We start from the raw sequence: 26243 nt of genomic DNA on the forward strand, positions 1-26243 counted from the left end.
CGTGGGGTTATTGCATTGACTGCCGTCAATCGGTTGAATGATGCATCAAAACGTTTGTTTTTGCTACCAATTTGCGCGTTCAGGAAATAAAAAAAGCCGACGCGTAGGCGTCGGCTGATAAAGCGCGTAAGAGCAGTCTTACAGGGAGAGAACCCACTTGGCCAGGGCGGCGGCTTCTGCATCCGTCACGTTGTTGGGGGGCATCGGCACGTTGCCCCATGCACCCACGCCGCCTTTCTTGATCTTGCCGGCCAGGGTGGCTTCTGCGCCCTTGCCCTTGTATTTGGCAGACACATCCTTGTAGGACGGGCCTACCATTTTCTTGTCCACTGCGTGGCAGGCCATGCAGTTCTTGGACTTGGCCAAGGCTTCGCTGGCCTGCACGTTGCTGGCGATGCCGAACAGCAGGCCGACGGCGACGAGCGCGGGAGTAATAAGACGCTTGCTCATGATGGTTCACTCCAGTTGAAAAACCTTTTTCGGTTCAGGCCCATTGTGGCGGGGCCTGAATCGCGGCTCATTGATTGCAGTCAATCAGTACACGTCGTGCTGGGTGTTGTAGACGTTGAACTTGCCGGTCGGCGTGATCAGGCGCTTGTCCTTGATCACGGTCTTGCAGGCGCGGGTCTTGTCGTCGACCACGACAATGGCGGACTCCTTGTTCTTGGCACTCCAGACGGAGAACCAGACTTCGTCGCCGGCCTTGTTGTATTCGGGCTGTACCACGCGCTTGGCGCCGTCATCGCCCAGCTTGGCACAGGCTGCGATGTCCACGATCTGCGGCTTGCCGTCCAGCTTGTTGATGTCATACACGGCCACGCTCTGGCTGATCTTGGCATCGGGGTTCAGGGCCGTATCCACCCACAGGTTCTTCGACTTGGGATGGGTCTTGATGAACAGCGAGCCGCCGCCCTGGCCCTTGATGGTCTGCACCACTTTCCAGGCGTTGGCCTTGTGCTTGACCGGATCGGTACCGATCAGGCTGATGCTTTCGTCGCCCAGGTGGGAAGTCGCCCACACGGGACCGAACTTGGGATGGGTGAAGTTGGCGCCACGGCCCGGGTGCGGGGTCTTGCCCACATCAACCAGAGCGGCCAGCTTGTCTTCCTTGGTGTCGACCACGGCGATCTTGTTGGAAGCGTTGGCAGCCGTCAGGAAGTAGCGACCAGTGCTGTCGAAGCCGCCATCGTGCAGGAACTTGGCCGCGTCGAGCGTGGTGCTCTTGAGGTTGTTCAGGTCGGTGTAGTCGACCATGTAGATCTTGCCGGTTTCCTTGGCGTTGACCAGGAATTCGGGGCGGTAGTGGCTGGCCACGATGGCAGCAACGCGCGGCTCGGGGTGGTACTCGTTGTCCACCGTCATGCCGCGGGTCGAGACGATTTTGCGCGGCTTGAGCGTATCGCCGTCCATGATCACGAACTGCGGCGGCCAGTAGGTGCCGGCCACGGCGATTTTGTCCTCGTAACCCTTGAACTTGGACGTTTCCACCGAGCGGGCTTCCAGGCCGACCTTGATCTCGGCGACGTTGTCCGGTTTCTCCATCCACAGGTCGATCAGGTTGATACGCGCATCGCGGCCGATCACATACAGGTAGCGGCCGGATTTGGACAGGCGGGAGATGTGCACCGCGTAGCCGGTTTTGACGATGTTGATGATCTGCTTGGTATCGCCATCGATCAGTGCCACTTCGCCGCTGTCACGCAGGGTGACGGAGAAGATATTGTCGATGTTGTATTTGTTCATCTTCCTGCTGGGACGTTTGGACACGGGGATGTATTCCTTGCGTGTCTTTTCCATGTCGGCCAGCGAGAATTCCGGCGGCGTGGGAGGCGTTTGCTGGATGTAGCGCGCCATAAGGTCGACGTCGGCCGCGGTCATCTCGCCGCTGGTCTGCCAGTTGGGCATGCCGGCCGGGCTGCCGTAGGCGATGAAGGTCTTCAGGTATTCGCTGCCGCGCTCCAGCGTGATGTCGGGCGTCAGCGCCTTGCCGGTGGCGCCCTTGCGCAGCACGCCGTGGCAGCCGGCACAGCGCTGGAAGTAAATCTCCTTGGCGCGCTCGAACTCGGTCTTGGACATGGGCGGCGCCTTGGGATTGACGTCCTGGTGCATGTCGGCCTTGCCTACGGGGGAGCTGCCCGCGTTCTCGTAGGTCGCCTGGACTGCCGTGGTATGGCTCTGGCCATCCGACTTGGCAGTGGCGCTGGTCTGGGCCTGTGCGCCGACGGCAAATCCTGCCAGAATCAGGCTGGCGCTCAGCAATTTCAACTTGTATGAACTCATCGTGTGCTCCCGTAGTGTTTGCTTACATTGCAGGGGTGATCATCCGGAGAGCGCGTTTCTGCGGCATTGACGGCAGTCAATGGATCAAAACATGCAAACAAATGTAATTAAGGTCTGCAAACCTGAAAAGACACGGAGTTGACACACTATGGTGGAAATGGATGGCGCATTGCTGGTGGCGCATGGATCACGTGATCCGGACTGGAGCCAGCCCTTCGAGACGGTGGCGCAATTGCTGCGCGATGGCCGGCCGGGGCTGGCGGTAGAACTGGGTTTCGTGGAGATCCAGGAGCCGCGCAGCCTGGAGGCGGGCGATGCGCTGGCGCGCCAGGGCTGCCGGCATGTGCTGGTGGTGCCCATGTTCCTGGGTGCCGGCCACCATGTGCGCGTGGACATGGCGAAGCTGCTGGAGCAATTGCGCGAAAACTGGCGTGGCGTGGAATGGCGCCTGGCGCCGGCGATCGGCGAGATGCCGGTGTTTCACCGGGCGGTGGCGGGCGTGCTCGATGAGGCGCTGTGCACCGGGCTGGAGGGGCCTTAACCCTCCTTGCCATCCACCCGCGGCTTGCCGTACCACGGCACCAGGCGGTTGCCCCAGATCAGCACGATGCCGAACCAGGCCGCAGCCGCCAATGGCAGCAGTGCCGACAAGCCCGGAAAAGCGCCCGCCAGACGCAGCACCACGGCGACTTGCAGCAGCAGGAACAGGCGCCACACCGTATCGTCGGCCACCAGCGTGCGGCCGCTGTGCCCGCAGGACACCCGCGTCACCATGGCCACCACGAGCGATCCCAGGCAACCCATGGTGAGCGCATGCAGGGGCGCCAGCAGCAGCGCGCCCTGACCGTAGCGCAGTGCGGCAAACTGCGTCAGCCCGAACAGCACGAAGGTGATGCCGAGCCAGACAAAACCGATGTGCAGCATGGCCAGCAGGCGGATTTTCAGGCTTTGCGCCAGCCCCCAGACCACGGCCAGCCACAGCAGCATGCCGCCCAGCACGATCTCGACCACGCCGCGCACCACCAGCCAGGCCGTGCCCTGTATGCCAAAGGCCTGCAGCCACAGTGCCAGAATCTCGAAACCGGCAGCTCCCAGCATCAGCCACAGCACCCAGAACGGGCGCCACACCTCTATCAGCGGCAGCACGTTGGAGGTGAAGAACGGAATCATGCGGTGCGCCACCGCCACGAACACGAACAGGATGAATCCCCACAGCCCCGTCTGCACCCAGAGCAGGGCGGTCGGGACATTGTCCATCAGCAGGCTCACGATCATGCCGATCAGGCTGATGCAGCCGATGATGCCGGCAATGCCGACGGTGCGGGCGTGCACCTGATCCTTGACCTTGCTGGAGCGCACCAGTTTCCACCAATAGGCAAACATCCACGCCAGACCGAGCAGGGCGATGATGGCGCCGGCGATGGCCAGGCCATACAGGCCTTGTCCGCCCATGAGCCACAGCAGCCAGCCGCCGGCCTGCATCAGCATCATGCCGCGCACCTGGCGGGTTTCAGGGGCCTCCACATGCAGCCACTTGGGCCCGGCCGTGAACAGAAAGCCGGCAAAGTAGAGCGGCATGAAACCCAGCACCATCATGGCGGAATGCAGCAGCGTGGGGGGAATGGCATACGACGGCTGGAACAGGCCGGCCACACGGGCAATCTGCACCCAGGCCCACCAGCCCGAAAAAACGAACAGCAACACCATCGCCAGGAAGAAACCCAGCCGGTGCGGCGCGGCATTGAGCATCTCCATGCGCCAGGGCATGGCTTCGTACTTGGCGCGCAGGGCTTCGCGCTCGGCGGCCTTGTCAGCCGCTTTAGGCGGCGCACTGCCGATCGGAATGCTGCGGCGCGGGGGTTGGGGGGTGGTGGAGGTCATGCAAGTACTCCTGATCTTGCGTGTCGGTAGCAACAGGGCAATGTCGAGGCGGGTTTTGCGTGCGGCTTCAGCAAGGCAAATGCCATCGGGGGAATGCCATCAAGGATGAAGTTTAGATAAAAGTTGAGTAATCTTCTCGGATTTTGTTCTTGACGGTACTGCTGTTGCGGGTTTGCTTGATGGGGGTCAAGCAGGGGCTCAATGAAAATCCCGGCTTTCCGTGGGCAGGCGCCCGAGCAGCGGGGTCAGGTCGGTCAGTTGGAAGGCGATCAGGTTGGTGACCTGGCCTTCGCGCTGCCAGCGCCCGTACACAGCCATCAGGCGCGCATGCAGCAGCACGGAACGCTGCGCATCGCGCACACCTTTCCAGCAGATGACTTGCACCACCCCTATTTCGTCCTCCAGCGTGACGAACACCGTGCCCTTGGCCGTCTGCGGCTGCTGGCGCAGGGTGATGATGCCGGCATGGCGCACCAGTGCACCATCGGGCTGCTGCGCCAGTTGCGCACTGGTCAGCAGGCGCCGCCGTGCCAGTTGCGGGCGCAGCAGGGCCAGCGGATGGCGGCGCAGGGTGAGACCGGTGGCGGCGTAGTCCCACAGCACTTCCTCGCCTTCGGGGGCGGCGGGCAGTTCGAATTGCGCCTCGTTGACGGGCGCCTCGCGCAGCAGGCGCGGCATGGCATGCAGGCCGGCCGCTTCCCACACCTGGTTGCGACGATGGCCGCTCAGGCTCCTCAGGGCGTCGGCGGCGGCGAGCAGCTTCATGGCGGTGTGGTCCAGCCCGCAGCGGCGAGCCAGGTCCTCGGCGCTGCGGAGTGGGGCGCGTTCGCGCTCCGCCACAATCCGCAAGGCTGCGGCGCGCGGGAGCTTGTCGATCAGGCGCAGGCCCAGGCGGACGGGGGGAGGGGATGCGTGGTCCTGCTGCATCCCGGGAAACCGAGTGCGGTCTGGTTCGATCCCGCGTGCCGCAGGAGCATCTAGCGAAGGCAGCGGCTCTTCCAGCGTGCAATCCACTGCACTGTGCACCACATCCACCGGCCGCACCTCCACCCCATGCCGGCGCGCATCCTGCACCAGCTGGCTGGGCGTATAGAAGCCCAGCGGCTGGCTGTTGATCAGGGCCGCCAGAAATTCGGCAGGATAGTGGCACTTGAGCCAGCTGCTGGCATATACCAACAGGGCAAAACTGGCCGAATGGCTTTCCGGAAAGCCGTACTCGGAAAACCCCTTGATCTGCTCGAAGATCGACTCGGCAAACGCACGCTCATAGCCGCGCTCGAGCATGCCATCCACGATCTTCCGGTAGTACTTCTCCATGCCCCCCTTGCGCCGCCAGGCCGCCATGGAGCGGCGCAGGCCATCGGCTTCCCCGGCGCTGAAACCGGCCGCCACCATGGCAATCTGCATCACCTGTTCCTGAAAAATCGGCACACCGAGCGTGCGCTTCAGCACTTCTTGCAGGGCTTCGCTCGGATAGCTCACTTGCTCCAGTCCCTGGCGGCGCCGCAGATAAGGATGCACCATGCCCCCCTGAATCGGCCCCGGCCGCACGATCGCCACTTCAATCACCAGATCGTAGAAGCACTTCGGCTGCAAGCGCGGCAGCATGCTCATCTGCGCCCGGCTCTCGATCTGGAACACGCCAATAGTGTCGGCCCTGCTGATCATGGCGTAGGTGGCCGGGTCTTCCGGCGGAATATCCTGCATCCGGAACTCCACCCCCTTGCGCCGGCTGACCAGATCCAGCATCTTGCGCAGTGCCGTGAGCATGCCCAGGGCCAGCACGTCCACCTTGAGCAGCCCCAGCACATCCAGATCGTCCTTGTCCCATTCGATCACCGTGCGGTCCTGCATGGCGGCATTCTCGATAGGCACCATGCGCGACAAGGCACCCTTGGTCAGCACAAAGCCGCCCACATGCTGCGACAGATGGCGCGGAAAACCCATCAGCGTGCGCGTCAGCTGCACCAGCTGGCGCACCGCCAGATCGTCTGCCGACAAGCCCAGCCGCTGCAGCGCCTCCGGCTGCACGCCACTGCCATCCCACCAGTGGTGGTCCTGGGCCAGTGCGTCCACCACCGTGGCATCGAAGCCCAGCGCCTTGCCCACATCACGCATGGCCGATTTGGAACGGTAGCTGATCACGGTCGCCGTCAGTCCGGCGCGATGGCGGCCGTATTTCTGGTACAGGTACTGGATCACCTCCTCGCGCCGCTCGTGCTCGAAATCGACGTCGATATCCGGCGGCTCATTGCGCTCCTTGCTCATGAAACGCTCGAACAGCAAAGTGCCACGCTCCGGATCCACCTCCGTCACGTGCAGGCAATAGCACACCGCAGAATTGGCTGCCGAGCCGCGCCCCTGGCACAGGATGCGCTCGCTGCGCGCAAACTGCACGATGTCGAACACGGTGAGAAAATAGTGTTCGTATCCCAGTTCCGAGATCAGCGCCAGTTCATGCTCGATCAGGCCGCGCACCTTGGCGCTGATGCCGCCCGGCCAGCGCAGGCTGGCCCCTTCGTAGGTGATGCGGCGCAGGTAGGACGCTGGCGTTTCACCAGCAGGAACCACCTCGTCCGGATACTGGTAGCGCAACTCCTCCAGACTGAAATTGCAGCGGTCGGCCACCCGCAAGGTCTCCGCCAGCAAGTCTGCGGGATAGGTCTGCGCCAGCCGCAAGCGCGTACGTAGATGCCGCTCGGCATTGCCCTGCAGGGCGTAGCCGCAGTCCGTGAGCGGCTTGCCGATGCGTGTGGCCGTCAGCACATCCTGCAGCGGCTTGCGCGAGCGCACATGCATGTGCACATCGCCCGCCGCCACCAGCGGAATCGCCGTCAACGCCGAAACCTCGCGCATCTGGTGCAGCCACAGTTCGTCTCCGAGTTCGCGCAACAGCCGCACGACCAGCCAGCAGCGCCCGCTGAAGCCGTCCAGCAGCCAGCGCGCCGTAGCCTGCAACTGCTCCGGCGTAGCCGGACGCCGTGGCGCCGCCAGCACCACGCAATCATCCAGCGCTCTCGGCACAATTTCGTGCCGCTCCAGCCGGTAGCTGCCCTTGTCGGCCCGCCGGCGCAAGCCGGTGATGAACTCGCACAGATTGCCATAGCCATCCAGGTTGCAGGCCAGCACGATCAGAGTGAAGGGCGCCGCATGCTCCACCTCGAACTGCGCGCCGATCAGCAATTTCAGCCCCGTTTCCCTGGCCGCTTCATGGGCACGCACCACCCCCGCCAGCGAACACTCATCCGTCACCGCCAGCGCCTGGTAGCCCAGCTGCTGCGCCCGCTCGACCAGTTCGCGTGGATGGCTGGCCCCGCGCAGAAAGCTGAAATTGCTCAGGCACCAGAGTTCGGCATAAGCCGGAATCACAAAAGGGCGTGACATGGCAGCTCCTCAGGCAAAGAAGCCATGCAGATACCAGGCCGTACCCTCATGGGCCAGCCGCGTCTGGTACAGCCAGAGCACACCCGCCTGTTCACTCTGCGCCACCCAGTAATCCCGCACGGCCGTTACCGCATGCTGGCTGCCATCCGCCTCCTGCACCCGGTGCCACCAGCCCCCCTCGATGCGATGCGGCCCCGAAAGCAGCTTCAGCGCGCCGTGGTACAGCGGCTGGCCGGCAGCATTGATCCCCAGCTTCACCGGCTGCGGCAGCAGAAAACCCGGCTGCGGCAAACCTTGCCAACTGGCGCCAGCACGGGGCAGCGCCTCTTGCGCCGGCTGCCACTGCACCTGCCATTCGGGCCGGTGGTCTTCGCACAGCACGGGACGCAGCACCCGCGCATTGCCCAATCGCGCGGCCATGCGCTCCAGCACCAAGGGCAGCGGCTCGTCATCCGGGCGTTCATCAGGCAGCAGCGAAGCGGGGGCTTCCTCGAAAGGCTGTATTTCATCGACCAGCAGGTGCAGCTCGCCCACCGGCGCCTGCAACTCCACCCTGGCCAAATGCTCGGTCAGCAGCCGGCCCAGATGCCCGATCTGTCGCGTCGGCTGCGCCGTGCGGATAGTCAGCTCCCCGCCATCCTCCACATGGCGCGAACGCATGCCGTCATGGCACCAGCGCAGGGTGAATACCGTCACGCCACAGCAGCGCGCCGCCAGCCAGCCGCACAGCTGCAACAACAGGCGCCGCGCGCCATGCATCAGCGCGGGGGCGGTTTCCACCCGCGCCATCAGTTCCAGCCGGCCATGGAAACGCTCCGGCAACTGCTCCCACACCGGCGTTTCGGGACGCAAGCCATACGCCTGATCCAGAGCCTCCAGCAAGCCCGCACCAAAGCGCCGCCCCAGGCCGGCGCGGGGCAGGACGCGCACCTGCCCCAGCGTGCGGCAGCCCAGCCGTGCCAGCGTGGCAGCTTCCTGATGCACGGCATCCAGGCTGGACAAGGGCAGGGCATCCAGACACTGCGCCAGCGGTGCACCAAAACCATGCCGCACACCGCCTCGTGCCAGGGCCAGTGCCCCCAGCCCGGTCGTCGCCCAGCTCAGCGCCGTTGCGCCCAATTCGGCGCTTTCGCTTCGCATTCTTGCCGCCAGCCGGCGCCGCCCGCCAAACAGGCGCACGCTGCTTTCCAGCTCCATCAGCACGGCTGGCGCAAAGCCTAGCTCCGAACGGACGATGGCCACCCGCGGCGTGAACTGCAGGCCCCACACCACCAGTCCCTCAATGCACGACGGAGACGGATCGGACAGCAGCGCGGCCCACAACATGGGACACCTCGACAGCAGGAACAGGCAGGGGCAAACCCCGCTGGAGCAGGCGCGGCGGCAACACCTCTGCCAGCCCGCCCGGCACCGAAGGCAGCAGGATGGCATCCTCATGCAAGGCGCCGCGCCGCTTGAGAATCTGCACCTCCAGGGCCCAGCCAGCTCTTGGCGCCACACGCAGGCGCAAGGGCGCCGCAGACGCCTGCTGGCACGCCGAATCGGGCCGGAACACAAACACCAGCCCCTCGCAGCGCAAGGCGCTGATCTGCAGTCGCCGGATCTGTTCCGGCCGGGCCTGCGGCACCCAGGCCAGCACCGCAGCCGCCGCATTGGCGCGGATCAGCTGCTCTGCCGCCCACAGCCGCTCCGCTACCTTCTCGGCCTGGATCCACACCAGATCCCGCGCCCCTACACCCGCGTGCATCAGGCCCGGCACATGCGGCGGAACCGGCGGACCGATCAGCACAATCGGCCCATGATTGGCCGCCACGGTACGCAGGGCAGGGCCAGTCAAGCGCCATTCACAGCTGGCAGTGCACGGCAGCAAAATCTCCGTCAGCGCCTGGCACGGCCAGCCACCTCCCGGCAACTCGGCATCCAGCTCCGCCCAGCCCGAAGCACGCACCGGTGCCGGCGCAGTCCCCAGTTCCGAAGCGCGCCAGACCGACGCCGACAATGCCGCAGCCAGGCGATCAGCAGATGGCCGGGAAGAGGGCAAAGGCGGCGGCGTTGCAAGCGCAGCCTGCTGGAGAGAGGGAGCATTCATGCCTGCAAATATACTGTATAAAAATACAGTAATCAAGCATTTTCAACCCACAAAAAACCACTAGCGCGACTTCCGTGCCACCGCCTCCCAGGCCAGCACCCCCGCCCGCAGACTGCGCGCATCCGCCAGCGCATGGTGCGGCATCCATTCCAGCGAATACACCGCCGCATGTGCCTCCCGAAACGCCGGATGGTGCAGCGTATCTGCCCACACAAACTCGCGCGATTGCAGCGTCGTGGGCAAACGCAGCCGCTCCTCGGAGATCAGCGTTTGCGTCAGCAGCAGCCAGTCATCCGCATAGTCATACACCATGCACACCGGCTCGCCCAGCGCCTCCAGCCAGCCATGCAGCCGCTCCCCGAGCGTTCCGGCATCGCAGGCTGCCCCCGGCACGCGCCCCAGCAAGGGCAGCACATGCGCATGCACAAACGCGCTGCACGCCTCGCGCGAAAAATCGGTGCGCTCGGCATAGAACTCCCGCCCGTCTTCCGTCACCAGCCCCAGGCTGATCAGCTCGGGCAGATTGAAATTGGTGAATTCGGTATCGAGAAAAACACGCATGAATCTTCCTGATTGGGAATGACGAGCCGCCAGCCTTGCTTGGGACTTACCCTCCGTCTGCTTGGCTTAATCTGCCATCATCCGGCAGCGCCGCCACATACGCAAGTAGCCGTGCGGCGCGCAGCAATCACACCGATGGATTTACTCGCACCTGCAGGGGCAAAGCCGCGCCAGTTTGCCTTGCCGACGACAATACCCCAAGATGCCGTCCCATCATCATTACCGCATTTTCAGGCATCCATGATCAGCGCGCTCGACCTGTTCAAGATCGGCATCGGCCCCTCCAGCTCCCACACCGTCGGCCCCATGCGGGCGGCCTGCAATTTCGCCCGCCATCTGCAGGAGGCCGGCCTGCTGTCTGCCGTGCAGCGTGTGCAGATCAGGCTCTACGGCTCGCTCTCGGCCACCGGCGTCGGCCACGGCACTGACCGTGCCATCATCGCCGGCCTGATGGGTCAGCAACCCGACCAGGCTGATCCCGACCAGATGACCCAGGCCGTGGATGCCGTGCAGCTGGACGCCAGCCTGCCCCTGGCAGGCGCCCACCCCATTGCCTTTGACTGGCAGCGCGACCTGCAGTTCCAGCCCGTCAGCCTGCCGCGCCACCCCAACGCCATGCGCCTGACCGCATTCGGGCAGGAGGGGCAGACCGTTTACGAGAACACCTACTACTCCATCGGCGGCGGCTTCGTCATCGATGAAGCCCAGGCAGCCGAAGGCCAGACCGGCGCCCCGCGTGAGGAAGTCGAACTGTCTTTCGACGATGCCGAACAGATGCTCGCACTCTGCCGCCAGCACAATCTGCGCCTGGCCGACCTGGTGCTGCGCAACGAGCGCACCTGGCGCCCCGAAGCCGAAACCCGCGCCGCCTTGCTCGACATCTGGGCCACCATGCGCGCCTGCGTCTGCCGCGGCCTGCGTCAGGAGGGGACGCTCCCAGGCGGTCTCGACGTGGAACGCCGCGCCCCCGGCATGTACCGCCGCCTCCACGCGCGTGACGCGCTGCCCAACCTCATCACCCAGACCTTCTCCGCCATGGACTGGGTCAACCTCTACGCTCTGGCCGTCAACGAGGAAAATGCCGCGGGTGGCCGCGTCGTCACCGCGCCCACCAACGGCGCCGCAGGCATCATCCCGGCGGTACTGCACTACTTCATGGATTTCCAGCGCGGCGCCAATGACGACGACGTGGTCGACTTCCTGCTTGCCGCCACTGCCATCGGGGTGCTGCTCAAGCGCAATGCTTCCATTTCGGGGGCGGAAGTCGGCTGTCAGGGCGAAGTCGGCTCTGCCTGCGCCATGGCTGCGGCAGGCCTAACCCAGGTGTTGGGAGGCACGCCGGAACAAGTCGAAAACGCCGCCGAAATCGGCCTGGAACACAACCTAGGCCTTACTTGCGATCCCGTGGGCGGCCTGGTGCAGGTGCCCTGCATCGAGCGCAACGCCATGGGCGCCATCAAGGCCATCAACGCCGCTCAGCTTGCGCTGTCGGGTGATGGCAGGCACAAGGTCAGCCTCGACACAGCCATCCGCACCATGCGCGATACCGGGCGCGACATGCTGGACAAGTACAAGGAAACGTCGCGGGGCGGGCTGGCCGTGGCCTATGCCGAATGCTGAAGCAGGCAGGTCTGCGCTGACGGTACGCAGTTTCTTGCTCGAACAGGGCCAGGTCGCCCTGGTTACGGCTTACGTGGTCGAGACATGCAGCCGCACATCGATATTGCCGCGCGTTGCGTTGGAGTAGGGGCAAACCTGATGCGTGGCTTCCACCAGCTTGCGAGCCTCTGCCTCTGGCAGACCCTCAACATGGACATACAGGTCCACATCCAGGGCATAACCGCCACTGGCCGTTTGTCCGATGCCGACCTCCACCGAAGTCCGCGTGCTCCTGGGCTCCAGCTTCAATTGCTTGGCAGCAACCGGCAGGGCATTGTCGAAGCAGGCCGCATAGCCCATCGCAAACAGCTGCTCGGGATTGGCGCCGGCTTTCCCCGAGCCCGGAACGGCCAGATCCAGCGCCAGACTGCCGTCGTCCAGCGCAGTGCGGCCGGAACGTCCCCCGATGGAGGTAGCACGAGTCTTGTAGAAGATTTTCATGAAGATTTCCTGTTATGCAAGAGTGGGGCAGCAGCTGCCGTTATCGGCCATGCCCTGCCATTGGTTGACTTTTCATCGTTCGGAGGCATGGCAAATTTCCAGCTTTTCCATGACACCGCAAGTAATGAGAATGGAAATCATAAATTGAATAGACCGGTCGTCTAGAACGGCAACGACAAATCCCTGCCTGTGAAAGGTGTTTGCTGATGGTGCGCAAAAGAAAAACGGACTACGGTGTTAACCGTAGTCCGTTGATTATGGTCGGCGTGGCGGGATTCGAACTCGCGACCCCTTGCACCCCATGCAAGTGCGCTACCAGGCTGCGCCACACGCCGAGAACATCAATTATATGCTGATTTTTGAGGTTTTGAAAAGATGCAGAAAATTTTCTGCAGCAGCGTTCGGGCAGGGCGCCAGACGCCTCCAGCTCGCCCAGCTTCAAGCCAGAAACGACAGGATCGCCTCCAGCTCACGGCGCAGGCTGGCCACATCCGCAATCGGTTCAGACCCGGTGTTCGCCGGGATGCCATCGCCCCCAGCCACTCCTGCGGCGTCAATCGCAGCAGCCCCGGCCGCCACACCGGCAACTGCAGCCCCATTCGTTCCATTCACCTCGGCCGCAGCAGAAGCCGCCGCCTTGCCCTTGCTCATCTCCAGCTGATGCCGCGCGCCGCTGATGGTGAAACCCTGCTCATACAGAAGATCGCGGATGCGGCGCACCATCAGCACCTCGTGGTGCTGGTAGTAGCGGCGGTTGCCGCGGCGCTTCATGGGGTTGAGCTGGGTAAATTCCTGCTCCCAGTAACGCAGCACATGCGGCTTGACACCGCAGAGTTCTGCGACTTCGCCGATGGTGAAGTAGCGTTTGGCAGGAATGGCGGGAAGATTCGGAGTGAGGGTGCTCATGGCAACAACAATGCACGCAGCAAGCAAGGCGCTGCAAACCGATAGCATAGCCTAAAGTTGCGCCTGTTTGTGAAGGTAGGGTTTCAAAAAGTCCGCTTAGAGGATGATTCTGCAGGGATTTTTCAAAAAGACTGACGATGCAAGTCACCAGCGTGCAGTGCACGCATCAGCGCCTCCTCACTTCCCCATACTTCAAGTAATTCCTGAACTCACCCCGCATACACGCCTGGAGCTAGTTGAGAAAATACATGAAAAAAGGACCGCAACCGCGGCCCCTGAAAGAGAAATTTCCATTAACGGAAAATTATTCCTCGTCGCCAGCCCCTTCATCGCCCTGCACAATCGCCTTGAGCTTGTGGCTGGCATGAAAAGTCACCACCCGGCGTGCCTCGATCGAGATCAGCTCGCCCGTGCGCGGGTTGCGTCCCGGCCGTGGCGATTTGGCGCGCAGCTGGAAGTTGCCAAAGCCGGAGATTTTCACGTCATTGCCCTTGACCAGTTCCTGCGCGATCAGGTCGAAAAAGGCGTCGACCATGTCCTTGGCCTCGCGCTTGTTCAGGCCGATGTTGTCGAACAGCTTTTCGGCCAGCTGGGCCTTGGTCAGCGTCGGGGTTTCGAGGGAGTCGAGTGCGATTTCCATGACAGTCGTTTGATTCAGTTCCGGTGATTCTCGCAGAAATTACGCCAACTTAGCCGCGCAGGCGGGCGCCGACGCTGCTTGCGAGTTGCTGCAGCACCGCCTGGCGCGCGCTTTCCAGCGATTCGTCGGTATGCGCGGCCGCCTCGTTCAGGAACTGCAGGCGGATCGCCACGCTCTTTTCGCCGGCGGCCAGCCAGTCGGCCTGGCTGTTCTTGCCGGCGCGGAACACGTCGAACACCACGGCGCTGCGCAACGTGCCGTTTGTGGGCGCCGCCATGGCGGCAGCCACCAGCGCGTCGTGCGTCACCGATTCCTTCACGATCACGGCAATGTCGCGCTCGGCGGCCTGGTACTTGGAGACGGACGCAAACTTCGGCAGCGGGCGCTGCAGCACGGCATCCCAGTCCAGCTCGAACACCACCGGCGCCTGCGGCAGATCATAGGCCTGGCGCCAGCGCGGATGCAGCTCGCCGACAAAGCCGATCGCCTTGCCATCGACCAGCACGCGTGCGCAGCGGCCCGGGTGCAGGGCAGGGTGCTCGGCCGGCTCGAAGGTGGCGCGCAGCGGAGCCAGCAGCGCTTCCACATCGCCCTTCACATCGTAGAAATCGACCGCGCTGTCCTTGCTGCTCCACTGCAGCGCCTGCACCGGCCCGTAGGCCATGCCGGCCACGCGCGTGGGCTGGGCAAAACCGGCCACGCTGCTGTCGCTTTCCACCACGGAATCATCACGCAGGAACACCGCGCCCACCTCGAACACCCGCACGCGGCTGGCCTTGCGGTCCAGATTGAACTTCACCACGTTCAGCAGCGAACCGATCAGCGAGGAGCGCATCACGCTCATCTGGCTGGCGATCGGGTTCATCAGCCTGATCGGGTTGGCGTTGCCTGCCAGCTCGTTCTCCCAGCGTTCTTCCACGAAGCTGTAGTTGATGGTTTCCTGATAGCCCAGGCCGGCCAGTTGGCGGCGCACGGCATAGGGGTTGCGCTCGGTCTCGCGGCGCAATTTGGGCGTGATGGGCGCCTGCGGCGGCGTGGTCGGCAGCTTCTTGTAGCCGATCACGCGGATCACTTCCTCGATCAGGTCCTCTTCCAGTTGCAGGTCGAAGCGGTAGGTCGGCGGCGTTACGGTGATCACGCCATCGTCAGCCGTGGCCGGCAGGCCGAGGCCGCGCAGGGCGTTCAGGCACTGCTCCTCCGTCACCGGCATGCCGATCACCTTGCAGGCGCGTTCCACGCGCAGCGTCACCGGTTGCGGCTGCGGCATATTGGGCTGCACATCGCTGGCCGGGCCGGCCTGGCCGCCGCAGATCTCCAGAATGAGCTGGCTGATGCGCTCTACCACCTGTGCGGTGCGCGCCGGATCGACACCGCGCTCATAGCGGTGGCCGGCATCGGTGCTGAAGTTGTAGCGGCGCGAACGGCCGGCAATCGCCTTGGGCCACCAGAAGGCGACCTCCACGTACACGTTCTTGGTGTCGTCGCTCACCGAAGTGGCATCGCCGCCCATGATGCCGGCCAGCGATTCGACTTCTTTGGTATCGGCGATCACCCCGACCGTCTCGTCCAGGGTCACGGTGTTGCCGTTGAGCAGCTTGAGCTGTTCGCCGGGCTTGCCCCAGCGCACCTGCAGCTGGGAACCGGCAATCTTGTCGGCATCGAAGATGTGCGAGGGCTGGCCCAGCTCGAACATCACGTAGTTGGAGATGTCCACCAGCGCCGAGACGCTGCGCTGGCCGCAACGCGCCAGGCGATCCACCATCCAGGCAGGCGTCTGGGCATCGGTATTCACGCCGGTGATCACGCGGCCGCTGAAGCGCCCGCACAGATCCGGCGCCTGCACTTCCACCTTCACCTGCTCGCTGGCGGTGACCGGTACCTGCGCTTCGGGCAGAGCCTGCAGCGGCGCGCCGGTCAGGGCAGACACTTCGCGCGCCACGCCATACACGCTCAGGCAGTGCGCCAGGTTGGGCGTGAGCTTGAGCGTGAACAGGGTGTCGTCCAGATCCAGATGCTCGCGGATGCTCTGGCCGACCGGGGCATCAGCCGCCAGTTCCAGCAGGCCGCCGTGGTCTTCCGACAGGCCCAGTTCGCGTGCCGAGCACAGCATGCCGTAGCTCTCCACACCACGCAGTTTGCCCACCTTGATCTTGAACGGCTTGCCATCCTCGCCCGGAGGCAGCTCGGCGCCAACCAGCGCGCAGGGCACGCGGATGCCGACGCGGGCATTGGGCGCACCGCAGACGATTGACAGCAGCTCCGGCTGACCTACATCCACCTTGCACACGCGCAGGCGGTCGGCGTCGGGATGCTGCTCGGCCTCCTTGATCTCGCCCACCACGATGGAGGAGAAGGGCGGAGCGACGGGCGACAGCTCTTCCACTTCCAGGCCGGCCATGGTCAGGGTATCGGCCAGTTGCTGGGTGGTGAGCGAAGGATTGCAGAAACTGCGGAGCCAGGATTCGGGAAATTGCATGATGCTCTCGGAAAATGCGGGGACGGTCGGACAACGGGGCTTGGCAGGGCGGCGCCCACGGGCGCCGGCAGCCGATCAGCGGAACTGGCTGAGGAAGCGCACGTCGCCGTCGAAGAACAGGCGCAGGTCGTTCACGCCATAACGCAGCATGGTGAAACGGTCCAGGCCCATGCCGAAGGCAAAGCCGATGTACTGCTCGGGGTCCAGCCCCATGTTGCGCACCACGTTGGGATGCGTCTGGCCGCTGCCGGCCACTTCCAGCCATTTGCCGGCCAGCGGGCCGCTCTGGAACTGGATGTCGATTTCGGCGCTCGGCTCGGTGAACGGAAAGAAGCTCGGGCGGAAGCGCAGCACCAGGTCATCGCTCTCGAAGAAGGTGCGGCAGAAGTCGGTAAACACCACCTTCAGGTCCTTGAAGCTGATGTTCTGGCCGATCCACAGGCCTTCGCACTGGTGGAACATGGGCGAGTGCGTCGCATCGCTGTCCACGCGGTAGGTGCGGCCCGGGGCGATGACGCGGATCTCGGGCATGGTCTGGCCGGCATCGATCAGGCCGCGGTGACGCTTCACGTGCTGCACCGCATGGCGGATCTGCATCGGGCTGGTGTGCGTGCGCAGCAGGTTGGGAGCCTTCTCGCTGCCGCCTTCCACATAGAAGGTGTCGTGCATGGAGCGCGCCGGATGGTCTTCGGGCGTGTTCAGCGCGGTGAAGTTGAACCAGTCGGATTCGATCTCGGGGCCGCGCGCCACTTCAAAGCCCATGGAACCGAAGATGGACTCGATGCGCTCCAGCGTGAGCGTGACCGGATGCAGACCGCCGGCACCGCGCGTGCGGCCGGGCAGGGTCACGTCCAGCGCCTCGGCCTGCAGTTGCGCCTGCAGCTCGGCCTCGGCCAGGGCATTGCGGCGCGCCGTCAGCGCGGCCTCGATCGCCTGCTTGGCCTGGTTGATGGCGGCGCCGCGGGTTTTCTTTTCTTCCACCGGCAGCTTGGCCATGCCCTTCATCAGCTCGGTGATCTGGCCGGCCTTGCCCAGGAAACGCGCCTTGGCGTTTTCCAGATCATTCGGGGTGGCGGCTTCGGCGAAACTCTGCTGCGCGCTGGCAACAATGGCGTCCAGGTCGTTCATGGTGGCAATCAGGAGAAAAAAAGGCACTGGCAGGCTTCAGGCGCCTGCTGGCGGTTCAACAACAAGGGGCGTAACAGCGGCGCTGTACCACCCCGCCGGCAGACCGGGCTGCTGGATTCAGGAGGCATGCGTCAGCACGGCAACCGGGAAGAAGGCTGCACTGGCGGATGCCATCCGGACAAGTCTAAAGAAAAAGGGCTGGCACTTTGCAGAACCAGCCCTTGTTTCTTGGCTCGGAACCCTGTTGGTCGTGTTGAGGCAACAGTGACTGGCAGGGTTCCTCGTGCAATCAGGCGGCCAGCTTGGCTTTGACCTGGTTGACGATGGCTGCGAAAGCGGCTTCGTCATGCACGGCGATGTCGGCCAGCACCTTGCGGTCCAGACCGATGGCAGCCTTGTTCAGACCATTGATGAACTGGCTGTAAGTCAGGCCATTGGCACGGGCTGCGGCGTTGATACGCGCGATCCACAGCTGGCGGAACACGCGCTTCTTGGTACGGCGGTCACGGTAGGCATACTGGCCAGCCTTCATGACGGCCTGTTTGGCTACGCGGTAGACGTTACCACGACGACCACGGAAACCTTTTGCAAGGGCGAGAACTTTCTTGTGACGGGCACGTGCCGTTACACCACGTTTGACGCGAGGCATTATCTATCTCCTTGTTCGTCGGTTGATTACAGGCCTTGCTTGGGCAGCATCTGTGCCATGTGACCCATGTTGGTCTCATGCACATTCACTGCGCCGCGCAGGTGGCGCTTGTTCTTGGTGGTTTTCTTGGTCAGGATGTGGCGCTTGAAAGCCTGGCCACGCTTGACGCTGCCACCGGGACGAACGCGGAAACGTTTTTTCGCGCTGCTCTTGGTCTTCATCTTGGGCATTGGAATGCTCCTATTTGTTGTGCTCGTGAGGCGGAATGCCACCTTGGCATCCTCTTGCTGGCCCCGAGCCACTTGTTGTGCCCCGGCACGAATGCCCGGGCAGTGCTGAAGGCAGGGCGCTTGCGCGTCCTGCCCTCGAACCTCTTGCAGAATTTACTGCTTGGCGGCCTCTTCGGCCGGTGCAGCCGGCTTGGCTGCGGCAGTCGGCTTCTTGCGGCCGGGGGCGATCATCATGATCATCTGGCGGCCTTCCAGCTTGGGGAAGGACTCGACCGTGATGGCATCACCCAGTTCGTCGCGGATGCGCTGGAGCAGGGCCATGCCGATCTCCTGGTGCGTGATCTCGCGGCCGCGGAAGCGGAGCGTGATTTTACACTTGTCGCCGTCTTCCAGGAAGCGGCGGATGTTGCGCATCTTGATGTTGTAATCGCCGTCGTCGGTACCGGGGCGGAACTTGATTTCCTTGACCTCGATGACCTTCTGCTTGGCCTTGGCCTCGGCTGCCTTCTTCTGCTCCTGGTACTTGAACTTGCCGTAGTCCATCAGGCGGCAGACCGGGGGATTGGCCATGGCGGCAATCTCGACCAGATCCACGTCCAGGTCACCGGCCATGCGCAGGGCTTCCTGGATGCTGACGATGCCCAGCGGCTCGTTGTCGGGGCCCGACAGACGTACTTCGGGGGCATTGATTTCACGGTTCAGGCGATGCTTGCGCTCTTCACGGTGACGGCGATCACGGTATTCGGTAGCTATGGTAAATATCCTTTCAACGTTGTCTCAGTACGCCAGAAAGGCGGCTGGCCTTTCACTTGCGTGAAAAACCGCCGCCAAGTGCTCAAGCCTGCTCCGGTGTGGAAACGGCGGATTTGCGGGCGATGTCGTCCTGCAGCAGCTTGGCGAAGCTCTCGACCGACATCACGCCCAGATCCTGATTGCCTCTGGCGCGTACCGCCACGTTGCCATTTTCCTTTTCCTTGTCGCCGACGACGAGGATGTACGGCAGCTTTTGCGTGGCGTGACTGCGTATTTTATAGGTAATCTTGTCATTGTGCAGGTCTGTGATGACCCTAACACCTTGATTTCGCAGCATCCGAGCCACGTTTTGGGCATATTCGGCCTGTGCGTCGGTGATATTGAGCACCGCCACCTGCACCGGAGCGAGCCAGGCGGGCAGGGCGCCCGCATATTGTTCGATCAGGATACCGATGAAACGTTCCAGGCTGCCGACGATGGCCCGGTGCAGCATCACCGGGCGATGGCGGTTGCCGTCCTCACCCACGAACTCGGCATCCAGCCGCTCCGGCATGGAGAAATCGACCTGGATGGTGCCGCACTGCCATTCACGGCCGATGGCGTCCTTGAGGGTGTATTCGATCTTGGGGCCATAGAAGGCGCCGTCGCCGGGAGAAATCACGTACTCGCAGCCGGAGGCGCGCAGGCTTTCCATCAGCGCGTGCTCGGCCTTGTCCCAGACCTCGTCCGAGCCGATGCGCTGTTCGGGGCGGGTGGACACCTTGTAGATGATGTTGGTGAAGCCGAAGTCGGCATAGACCTTCTGCAGCAGGCTGGTGAAAGCGCTGCATTCGGACAGGATCTGGTCTTCGGTACAGAAGATGTGGCCGTCGTCCTGCGTGAAGGCGCGCACGCGCATGATGCCGTGCAGGCCGCCGCTGGGTTCGTTGCGGTGGCACTGGCCGAATTCGCCGTAACGCAGCGGCAGGTCACGGTAGCTGCGCACGCCCTGCTTGTAGATCAGGATGTGGCCCGGGCAGTTCATGGGCTTCAGGGCATAGTCGCGCTTTTCACTCTCGGTGGTGAACATGTTCTCGCGGTACTTGTCCCAGTGGCCGGTCTTTTCCCACAGGCCCTTGTCGAGCAGCTGCGGGCCTTTCACTTCCTGGTAGCCGTTGTCGCGGTAGACGTTGCGCATGTACTGCTCCACCTGCTGCCAGATGCTCCAGCCCTTGGGGTGCCAGAACACGGTGCCGGGGGAGTGCTCGTCGATGTGGAACAGGTCCAGTTCGCGCGCCAGTTTGCGGTGGTCGCGTTTCTCGGCTTCTTCCAGCATGTGCAGATAGGCTTTGAGCTCATCCTTGCTGGCCCACGCGGTGCCGTAGATGCGCTGCAGCATCTCGTTCTTGCTGTCGCCGCGCCAGTAGGCACCGGCCACCTTCATCAGCTTGAAGTGCTTGAGCTTGCCAGTGCTGGGCACGTGCGGGCCGCGGCACAGGTCCTCGAAGGCGCCTTCGCGGTAGAGCGACACATCCTCGTTGCTCGGGATGCTGGCGATGATCTCGGCCTTGTAGTTCTCGCCCAGGCCCTTGAAGTAGGCCACGGCCTCGTCGCGCGGCAGCACGCGGCGCACCACCGGCTCGTCCTTGTTGGACAGCTCGGTCATCTTCTTCTCGATGGCGGCCAGGTCTTCCGGCGTAAACGGGCGCTTGTAGCTGAAGTCGTAGTAGAAGCCGTTGTCGATCACCGGACCGATGGTGACCTGGGCGTCGGGGAACAGTTCCTTGACGGCATAGGCCAGCAGGTGGGCGGTGGAGTGGCGGATCAGCTCCAGACCGTCGGCATCCTTGGCGGTGATGATGGAAAGGGGCGCATCCTGCTCGATCAGGTAGCTGGTATCGACCAGCTTGCCGTCCACCTTGCCGCCGAGGGCGGCCTTGGCCAGACCGCTGCCGATGCTGGCGGCCACGTCGGCCACGGTCACGGCCTGTTCAAAACTGCGTTGCGAGCCGTCGGGGAGAGTGATGGTAATCATGGTGCTGCGGAAAAAGGAGACAACAAAAAAGCGCGGACAGTGCCGCGCTTTGCTCGGAGTGCCTGGAAAGGATTCAGGCGGGCGTGCCAGCAAGCAGCGGCCCGACACCTGTGATAAGGGTGCCGGAAAAGGAAGAGGGCGTAGTTCGCGGTGTCATAACCCGTGCTGCCTTTCTCGCTCTTGGCTGTGTGGTCAATGCATATGCAGGAAAACCCCATTCTAGCGCGTCGCCATGCAGGCGTCATGAAACGGCCGCAATTTACTGATCATGCCTGTGGACGCAGCGGCACACCTGTGCGGGCAAGCTCCGGTACACTTGGACGATGTCCGGCAGCCGTGTGCTCCCGGCACTGCCCGGCAGCCTGGCTGCCGGAGGACAAGACAATCTGCAGAGAAATCCTATGGCACATTACGACCCCCCCTTTGAGATTCATGTGCACGGCGAGGTCTCTTTGCATCCCGACGTGAAAGTGGCCGACGTGCAGGAGGCCCTCAAGCCCCTGTGGCAATATGCCGGCGCCCGCTCGCTGGCCGAAGGCGCCATCAGCCACTACGAGGAAGAACCCGGCCTGCAGTTCGACCAGCGCCAGCACCTGCTGCGCATGTGCTGGACGGTGCGCGGCGACGAGGACTTCCGCCGCAATGTCGACGACATGTGCATGAACCTGAACGAGCTCGCCAGCACCGGCGCGCCGATCGAGGTCACTTTCTACGACGCCGAATTCGACGAGGAAGACGAAGAAATGCGCGACGAGGACTCGCGTGACGACTTCATGATCGTCTTCGTCGGCCCCACGCCCGCGGCCATCATGCAGGTGCAGCGCGACCTGCTGGTGCAGGACGTGATCAGCCTGATGGAGCGCCATTTCGATGCCTCCGAGCTGACCGGTGTGGTGGGCGAGGTGGACAAGCTGTTCACCCAGCGCTTCGATGCGCTGGTCGAGTCGCTCGAAATCGGCAAGCCGCCGCGCGGCAGCGGCAATGGCGGCCATCGCGGGCGCAACAAGCCGCGGCACCTGCACTGAGCGGAAGCGTCACGCGAGTCTGGCAGACTGTCGAATTTTTCATGCTGTCTGCCTGATTCATGCGCCTGCTTCCCGATTCCGCCCTGAACCCCGGCGTGCGCCGCCGCGAGGTGTTCGGCTGGGCGATGTACGATTTTGCCAACTCGGGCTACACCACCGTGGTGCTCACGGCGGTGTTCTCGGCCTATTTCGTGGCAGGGATCGCCGGCAAGGCGGACTGGGCAACGCTCGCCTGGACGCTGGCGCTGGGCGTTTCCAATGCCGTGGTGATGCTGCTGATGCCGGCGATCGGTGCCTGGGCGGATGCGCATGCGCGAAAAAAGCGGTTGCTGATGCTGGCCACGGCGGGCTGTGTGCTGGCCACGGCGGCGCTGGCGCTGGCGCAGCCGGGCATGGTGGCGCTGGCCGTGGGGCTGATCATTGTCTCCAACATCTTCTACAGCTTTGGCGAGTCGCTGACGGCTTCCTTCCTGCCGGAACTTGCGCGGCCGGAGGCCATGGGGCGCGTGAGCGGGCTGGGCTGGGGACTGGGCTATCTGGGCGGCATGCTGACGCTGGGGCTGTGTCTGGCCTACGTGCTGTGGGCGCAGCAGCGGGGCGAGCCGGCAGCGCGCTTTGTCCCGGTCACCATGCTGCTCACGGCCGTGATGTACGGCTTGCCCGCGCTGGTCACCTTCGCCTTGCTGCGCGAACATGCGCGCCCTCCGGTGGCAGGCACCCGGGCGGCCGTGACCGTGGGTGATGCGCTGCGGCACCTGCGGCAGACCTACCGGCAGGCCGCGCACTTGCCCGACCTGCGTCTGCTGCTGGGCAGCACTGTCTGCTACCAGGCGGGCGTGGCGGTGGCCATCGCGCTGGCAGCCATCTATGCCGAACAGGTGATCGGCTTTGCGCCGCAGGAAACCATGGTGCTGATTCTGGTGCTGAACCTGGCGGCGGCACTGGGCGCGCTGGTGTTCGGCTATGTGCAGGACCGTATCGGCCACCGGCTGGCCCTGTCGCTCACGCTGGTGGGCTGGATCGCGGTGTGCGTGATTGCGGCGCTGGCGCAGGACAAGGCGCAGTTCTGGGTGGCGGCCACGATTGCCGGCCTGTGCATGGGCAGCAGCCAGTCGGCGGGGCGGGCCATGGTCGGCCTGTTTGTGCCGCGGCAGCAACTGGCGGAATTCTTCGGGCTATGGACCACGGCGACCCGCATTGCCAGCATTGTCGGGCCGATCAGCTACGGGCTGATCACCTGGCTGGCGGGGGGCAACCAGCGCATTGCCATCGTGGCCTGCAGCGCCTTCTTTGTCGCCGGATTGCTGTTCCTGTGGCCGATGCGGGTGCAGCGGGGGCGCGAGGCGGCGCTGGCGTCCGTGCAGGGGGCATGAACCCGGAGAAGTCCAGCTGGATCTCCGTGAGGTTTGACCGGGCAGCGCTCAGTGGGCGGTGTAGGCCTGCAGCAGTTGTGCCTGCGGATCGGGCAGATGGAGCCACTGGCTGGCGGCCAGTTCCAGGCGCCTGGGGGCAGCGGTGCAGAGCAGTTCCAGCCGGCCATGGTGCAGGGGCGAGTGCTCCAGCGTGGCCTGGCGCAGCAGGTGCGCTTGTTCCAGCAGCCGAGCCGTCTGGCGCGCCACGGGCTCGCCGGGCTCGATCAGGCGCACCCCCGGGCCGACCAGCGGGCGCAGCACATCGGCCGCAAACGGGTAGTGCGTGCAGCCCAGCACCAGCGTATCGATGCCGTTCTGCGCATCGTCCTGCACGAACGGGCCCAGGGCCTGCACGTAGCGGCGGCACAGGCTGTCCACGGTTTCGCCGTCGGGATTGGCCTGGTTGTCGAGGGCGTTCTCGATGGCCAGCGCCAGTCCGTTGCAGGCCTGGATATGCATCTGGCGGTCACCGGACCATTCCTGCACCAGCCGCTGGAAACGCTGGCTTTTCACTGTGGCGTGCGTGGCCATGATGCCGATATGGCCGGTCATGGTCAGGGCGGCGGCGGGCTTGATGGCGGGCTCGATGCCGACGATGGGCAGCTCTGGCCAGGCCGCACGGATCGCGTGTACGGCTTGCGCCGTGGCGGTGTTGCAGGCCACGACAAGCAGTTTGATGCCATAGGCATCGACCAGATGACGCGTGATGGCCAGGCTGCGTTGCTGGATTTCTTCCGTGCTGCGTTCGCCGTAGGGTGCCCAGGCGGTATCGGCCAGATAGACGAAATCCTCCTGCGGCAGCAGGCGCAGCAACTGGCGCAGCACGCTCAACCCGCCCACGCCACTGTCGAAAACGCCAATGGGACGGGAGGCAAGTGCGGGATCGGGCTGCATGATCAATCGGTCTGGACAGGCGGAGCAAACACTTCACTCCGCGATGGAAGCATGATGCCAGAAATGGCGTGCCGCCACGGGGTGCGGGCTGGGCGGCGGACACAAAAAAGCCGCCGCACCGGCCTTGCTCACGAAAACAGCGGGTTTTCGCAGCAAATACCGTGCAGGCGGCCGGCTGGCAGGAGCCGCGCGAAACAGCCCCGCCCGCAGTACGACGTGCCTCAGGCCGACGTGATGTCGATGCCCTTGAACTCGCCGCTGGCGATGCGCTTTTCCCACTCGGCCGGGCCGGTGATGTGGGCGCTGGTGCCGCCGGCATCCACGGCGACAGTCACGGGCATGTCGACCACGTCGAATTCGTAGATGGCTTCCATGCCCAGGTCTTCAAAGCCGACCACCTTGGCGGCCTTGATCGCTTTGGATACCAGATAGGCGGCGCCACCCACGGCCATCAGGTAGGCCGACTTGTGGTTCTTGATCGACTCGATGGCGACCGGACCGCGCTCGGCCTTGCCGACCATGGCGATCAGGCCGGTCTGCTCCAGCATCATGTCGGTGAACTTGTCCATGCGGGTGGCGGTGGTCGGGCCGGCGGGGCCGACGACCTCGTCACCGACCGGATCGACCGGGCCCACGTAGTAGATCACGCGGTTGGTGAAATCGACCGGCAGCTTTTCGCCCTTGGCCAGCATGTCCTGGATGCGCTTGTGCGCGGCATCGCGGCCGGTCAGCATCTTGCCGTTGAGCAACAGGGTCTGGCCCGGCTTCCAGCTGGCGACTTCTTCCTTGGTCAGGGTGTTGAGGTCGACGCGCTTGCTGGTTTCGGTGTTGGGCGTCCAGTCGACCTTGGGCCACAGGTCCAGGCTCGGGGGATCCATGTAGACCGGACCGCTGCCGTCCATCACGAAGTGGGCGTGGCGTGTGGCGGCGCAGTTCGGGATCATGGCGACCGGCTTGGAAGCTGCGTGCGTGGGGTACATGTTGATCTTCACGTCCAGCACGGTGGTCAGGCCGCCCAGGCCTTGTGCGCCGATGCCCAGTGCGTTGACCTTCTCGAACAGTTCCAGACGCAGCTTCTCGACGTCGGACAGTTCCGCGCCGGAAGAGGCCTTTTCCTGCAGCTCGTACATGTCCAGGTCTTCCATCAGCGCCTGCTTGGCCATCAGCATGGCTTTTTCGGCAGTGCCGCCGATGCCGATGCCCAGCATGCCGGGCGGGCACCAGCCGGCGCCCATCAGCGGCACGGTCTTGAGCACCCAGTCCACCAGGTTGTCGCTGGGGTTGAGCATGACGAATTTGGTCTTGTTTTCGGAGCCGCCGCCCTTGGCCGCCACGGTCACGTCCAGCTTGTCGCCGGGTACCAGCTCGACGTGGATCACGGCGGGGGTGTTGTCCTTGGTGTTCTTGCGGGCAAACTGCGGATCGGCCACGACGGAGGCGCGCAGGCGGTTGTCGGGGTTGTTGTAGCCGCGGCGCACGCCTTCGTTGATGGCGTCATCAAGGCTGCCGGTCAGGCCTTCGAAGCGCACGTCCATGCCTACTTTGAGGAACACGTTGACGATGCCGGTGTCCTGGCAGATCGGGCGGTGGCCGGTGGCGCTCATCTTGCTGTTGGTGAGGATCTGCGCCATTGCGTCCTTGGCGGCGGGCGATTGCTCGCGCTCGTAGGCACGCGCCAGGTGCTGGATGTAGTCGGCCGGGTGGTAGAAGCTGATGTACTGCAGCGCCGCAGCAATCGATTCGATCAGGTCATCCTGCTTGATGATGGTGGTCATGGGTGTTCCTTGGGTCTGTTCAAGTAATGGCAATACCTCACTGGCC

General features: G+C 63.9%; 22 protein-coding genes and 1 tRNA gene. 4 read left to right on the plus strand and 19 right to left on the minus strand.

Translation table 11 applies throughout. The features are described from left to right. Nucleotides 1-138: 138 nt before the first annotated feature. Nucleotides 139-450 (minus strand): c-type cytochrome, encoded by a 312-nt coding sequence (locus ACX36O_RS05705; RefSeq protein WP_213360419.1) that lies wholly within the window; start codon nucleotides 448-450, stop codon nucleotides 139-141. Nucleotides 451-534: 84 nt separating this feature from the next. Continuing rightward, nucleotides 535-2280: a cytochrome D1 domain-containing protein gene (locus tag ACX36O_RS05710; RefSeq protein ID WP_488360179.1), complete on the minus strand. Its 1746-nt coding sequence runs from the start codon at nucleotides 2278-2280 to the stop codon at nucleotides 535-537. A gap of 148 nt (nucleotides 2281-2428) precedes the next feature. Here ACX36O_RS05710 and ACX36O_RS05715 point away from each other — a divergent pair, with 148 nt between their 5' ends. Then, nucleotides 2429-2821: a sirohydrochlorin chelatase gene (locus ACX36O_RS05715; protein WP_488360180.1), complete on the plus strand. Its 393-nt coding sequence runs from the start codon at nucleotides 2429-2431 to the stop codon at nucleotides 2819-2821. On the opposite strand, the gene ACX36O_RS05720 is transcribed toward ACX36O_RS05715, so the two are convergent. The 5 genes from ACX36O_RS05720 to ACX36O_RS05740 form a co-directional block, all read right to left on the minus strand. Then, nucleotides 2818-4161, minus strand: coding sequence for an NnrS family protein (locus tag ACX36O_RS05720; protein ID WP_213360421.1), 1344 nt, complete (start codon nucleotides 4159-4161; stop codon nucleotides 2818-2820). The two genes, ACX36O_RS05715 and ACX36O_RS05720, sit on opposite strands and share 4 nt — an antisense overlap. 198 nt (nucleotides 4162-4359) lie before the next feature. Next, nucleotides 4360-7545, minus strand: a complete 3186-nt coding sequence (locus ACX36O_RS05725; RefSeq protein WP_371686371.1) for an error-prone DNA polymerase — start codon at nucleotides 7543-7545, stop codon at nucleotides 4360-4362. A gap of 9 nt (nucleotides 7546-7554) precedes the next feature. Then, nucleotides 7555-8871: a Y-family DNA polymerase gene (locus ACX36O_RS05730; protein ID WP_371686372.1), complete on the minus strand. Its 1317-nt coding sequence runs from the start codon at nucleotides 8869-8871 to the stop codon at nucleotides 7555-7557. Then, nucleotides 8825-9634, minus strand: coding sequence for a translesion DNA synthesis-associated protein ImuA (gene imuA, locus ACX36O_RS05735; protein ID WP_371686373.1), 810 nt, complete (start codon nucleotides 9632-9634; stop codon nucleotides 8825-8827). Before imuA ends, ACX36O_RS05730 begins: the two co-directional genes overlap by 47 nt. A 60-nt stretch (nucleotides 9635-9694) precedes the next feature. Continuing rightward, nucleotides 9695-10195, minus strand: coding sequence for a 3'-5' exonuclease family protein (locus ACX36O_RS05740; protein WP_213360429.1), 501 nt, complete (start codon nucleotides 10193-10195; stop codon nucleotides 9695-9697). 240 nt (nucleotides 10196-10435) lie between these two features. On the opposite strand from ACX36O_RS05740, the gene ACX36O_RS05745 reads away from it, so the two are divergent. After that, on the plus strand, nucleotides 10436-11815 hold the full coding sequence (locus ACX36O_RS05745; protein ID WP_371686374.1) for an L-serine ammonia-lyase: 1380 nt from the start codon (nucleotides 10436-10438) through the stop codon (nucleotides 11813-11815). 69 nt (nucleotides 11816-11884) lie between these two features. On the opposite strand, the gene ACX36O_RS05750 is transcribed toward ACX36O_RS05745, so the two are convergent. The 10 genes from ACX36O_RS05750 to thrS form a co-directional block, all read right to left on the minus strand. Continuing rightward, complete coding sequence (locus tag ACX36O_RS05750; RefSeq protein WP_371686375.1) at nucleotides 11885-12295, minus strand: organic hydroperoxide resistance protein; 411 nt, start codon at nucleotides 12293-12295, stop codon at nucleotides 11885-11887. Between the two features lie 258 nt (nucleotides 12296-12553). Then, nucleotides 12554-12630: transfer RNA gene (locus ACX36O_RS05755), tRNA-Pro, on the minus strand. Nucleotides 12631-12733: 103 nt separating this feature from the next. Beyond that, on the minus strand, nucleotides 12734-13201 hold the full coding sequence (locus ACX36O_RS05760; RefSeq protein ID WP_213360433.1) for a MerR family transcriptional regulator: 468 nt from the start codon (nucleotides 13199-13201) through the stop codon (nucleotides 12734-12736). A gap of 304 nt (nucleotides 13202-13505) precedes the next feature. Then, the gene (locus ACX36O_RS05765) at nucleotides 13506-13841 is read right to left on the minus strand and encodes an integration host factor subunit alpha (RefSeq protein WP_213360435.1); all 336 of its coding nucleotides are present in this window, start codon (nucleotides 13839-13841) and stop codon (nucleotides 13506-13508) included. 49 nt (nucleotides 13842-13890) lie between these two features. Further along, nucleotides 13891-16317: a phenylalanine--tRNA ligase subunit beta gene (gene pheT, locus ACX36O_RS05770; RefSeq protein ID WP_488360181.1), complete on the minus strand. Its 2427-nt coding sequence runs from the start codon at nucleotides 16315-16317 to the stop codon at nucleotides 13891-13893. Nucleotides 16318-16392: 75 nt separating this feature from the next. Continuing rightward, a complete protein-coding gene (gene pheS / locus ACX36O_RS05775) occupies nucleotides 16393-17445 on the minus strand; it encodes a phenylalanine--tRNA ligase subunit alpha (RefSeq protein ID WP_488360182.1) in 1053 nt (350 codons plus the stop codon). A 289-nt stretch (nucleotides 17446-17734) separates the two neighbouring features. After that, nucleotides 17735-18094: a 50S ribosomal protein L20 gene (gene rplT / locus ACX36O_RS05780; RefSeq protein WP_091815225.1), complete on the minus strand. Its 360-nt coding sequence runs from the start codon at nucleotides 18092-18094 to the stop codon at nucleotides 17735-17737. A gap of 26 nt (nucleotides 18095-18120) precedes the next feature. Next, nucleotides 18121-18324: a 50S ribosomal protein L35 gene (gene rpmI, locus ACX36O_RS05785; RefSeq protein WP_091815223.1), complete on the minus strand. Its 204-nt coding sequence runs from the start codon at nucleotides 18322-18324 to the stop codon at nucleotides 18121-18123. 153 nt (nucleotides 18325-18477) lie between these two features. Next, nucleotides 18478-19086: a translation initiation factor IF-3 gene (infC, locus tag ACX36O_RS05790; RefSeq protein ID WP_488360232.1), complete on the minus strand. Its 609-nt coding sequence runs from the start codon at nucleotides 19084-19086 to the stop codon at nucleotides 18478-18480. Between the two features lie 73 nt (nucleotides 19087-19159). Beyond that, the gene (gene thrS / locus ACX36O_RS05795; RefSeq protein ID WP_488360183.1) at nucleotides 19160-21091 is read right to left on the minus strand and encodes a threonine--tRNA ligase; all 1932 of its coding nucleotides are present in this window, start codon (nucleotides 21089-21091) and stop codon (nucleotides 19160-19162) included. Between the two features lie 401 nt (nucleotides 21092-21492). Here thrS and ACX36O_RS05800 point away from each other — a divergent pair, with 401 nt between their 5' ends. Next, nucleotides 21493-22116 (plus strand): DUF6806 family protein, encoded by a 624-nt coding sequence (locus tag ACX36O_RS05800; protein ID WP_213360441.1) that lies wholly within the window; start codon nucleotides 21493-21495, stop codon nucleotides 22114-22116. Nucleotides 22117-22175: 59 nt separating this feature from the next. Continuing rightward, on the plus strand, nucleotides 22176-23489 hold the full coding sequence (locus ACX36O_RS05805) for an MFS transporter (protein WP_488360184.1): 1314 nt from the start codon (nucleotides 22176-22178) through the stop codon (nucleotides 23487-23489). Between the two features lie 48 nt (nucleotides 23490-23537). Here the strand turns inward: ACX36O_RS05805 and murI are convergent, their stop codons facing one another. Beyond that, nucleotides 23538-24422: a glutamate racemase gene (gene murI, locus ACX36O_RS05810; RefSeq protein ID WP_488360185.1), complete on the minus strand. Its 885-nt coding sequence runs from the start codon at nucleotides 24420-24422 to the stop codon at nucleotides 23538-23540. Nucleotides 24423-24643: 221 nt separating this feature from the next. After that, nucleotides 24644-26197 (minus strand): fumarate hydratase, encoded by a 1554-nt coding sequence (locus ACX36O_RS05815; RefSeq protein ID WP_213360444.1) that lies wholly within the window; start codon nucleotides 26195-26197, stop codon nucleotides 24644-24646. Nucleotides 26198-26243: the final 46 nt, after the last annotated feature.

Source organism: Brachymonas sp. KE5 (assembly GCF_057773645.1).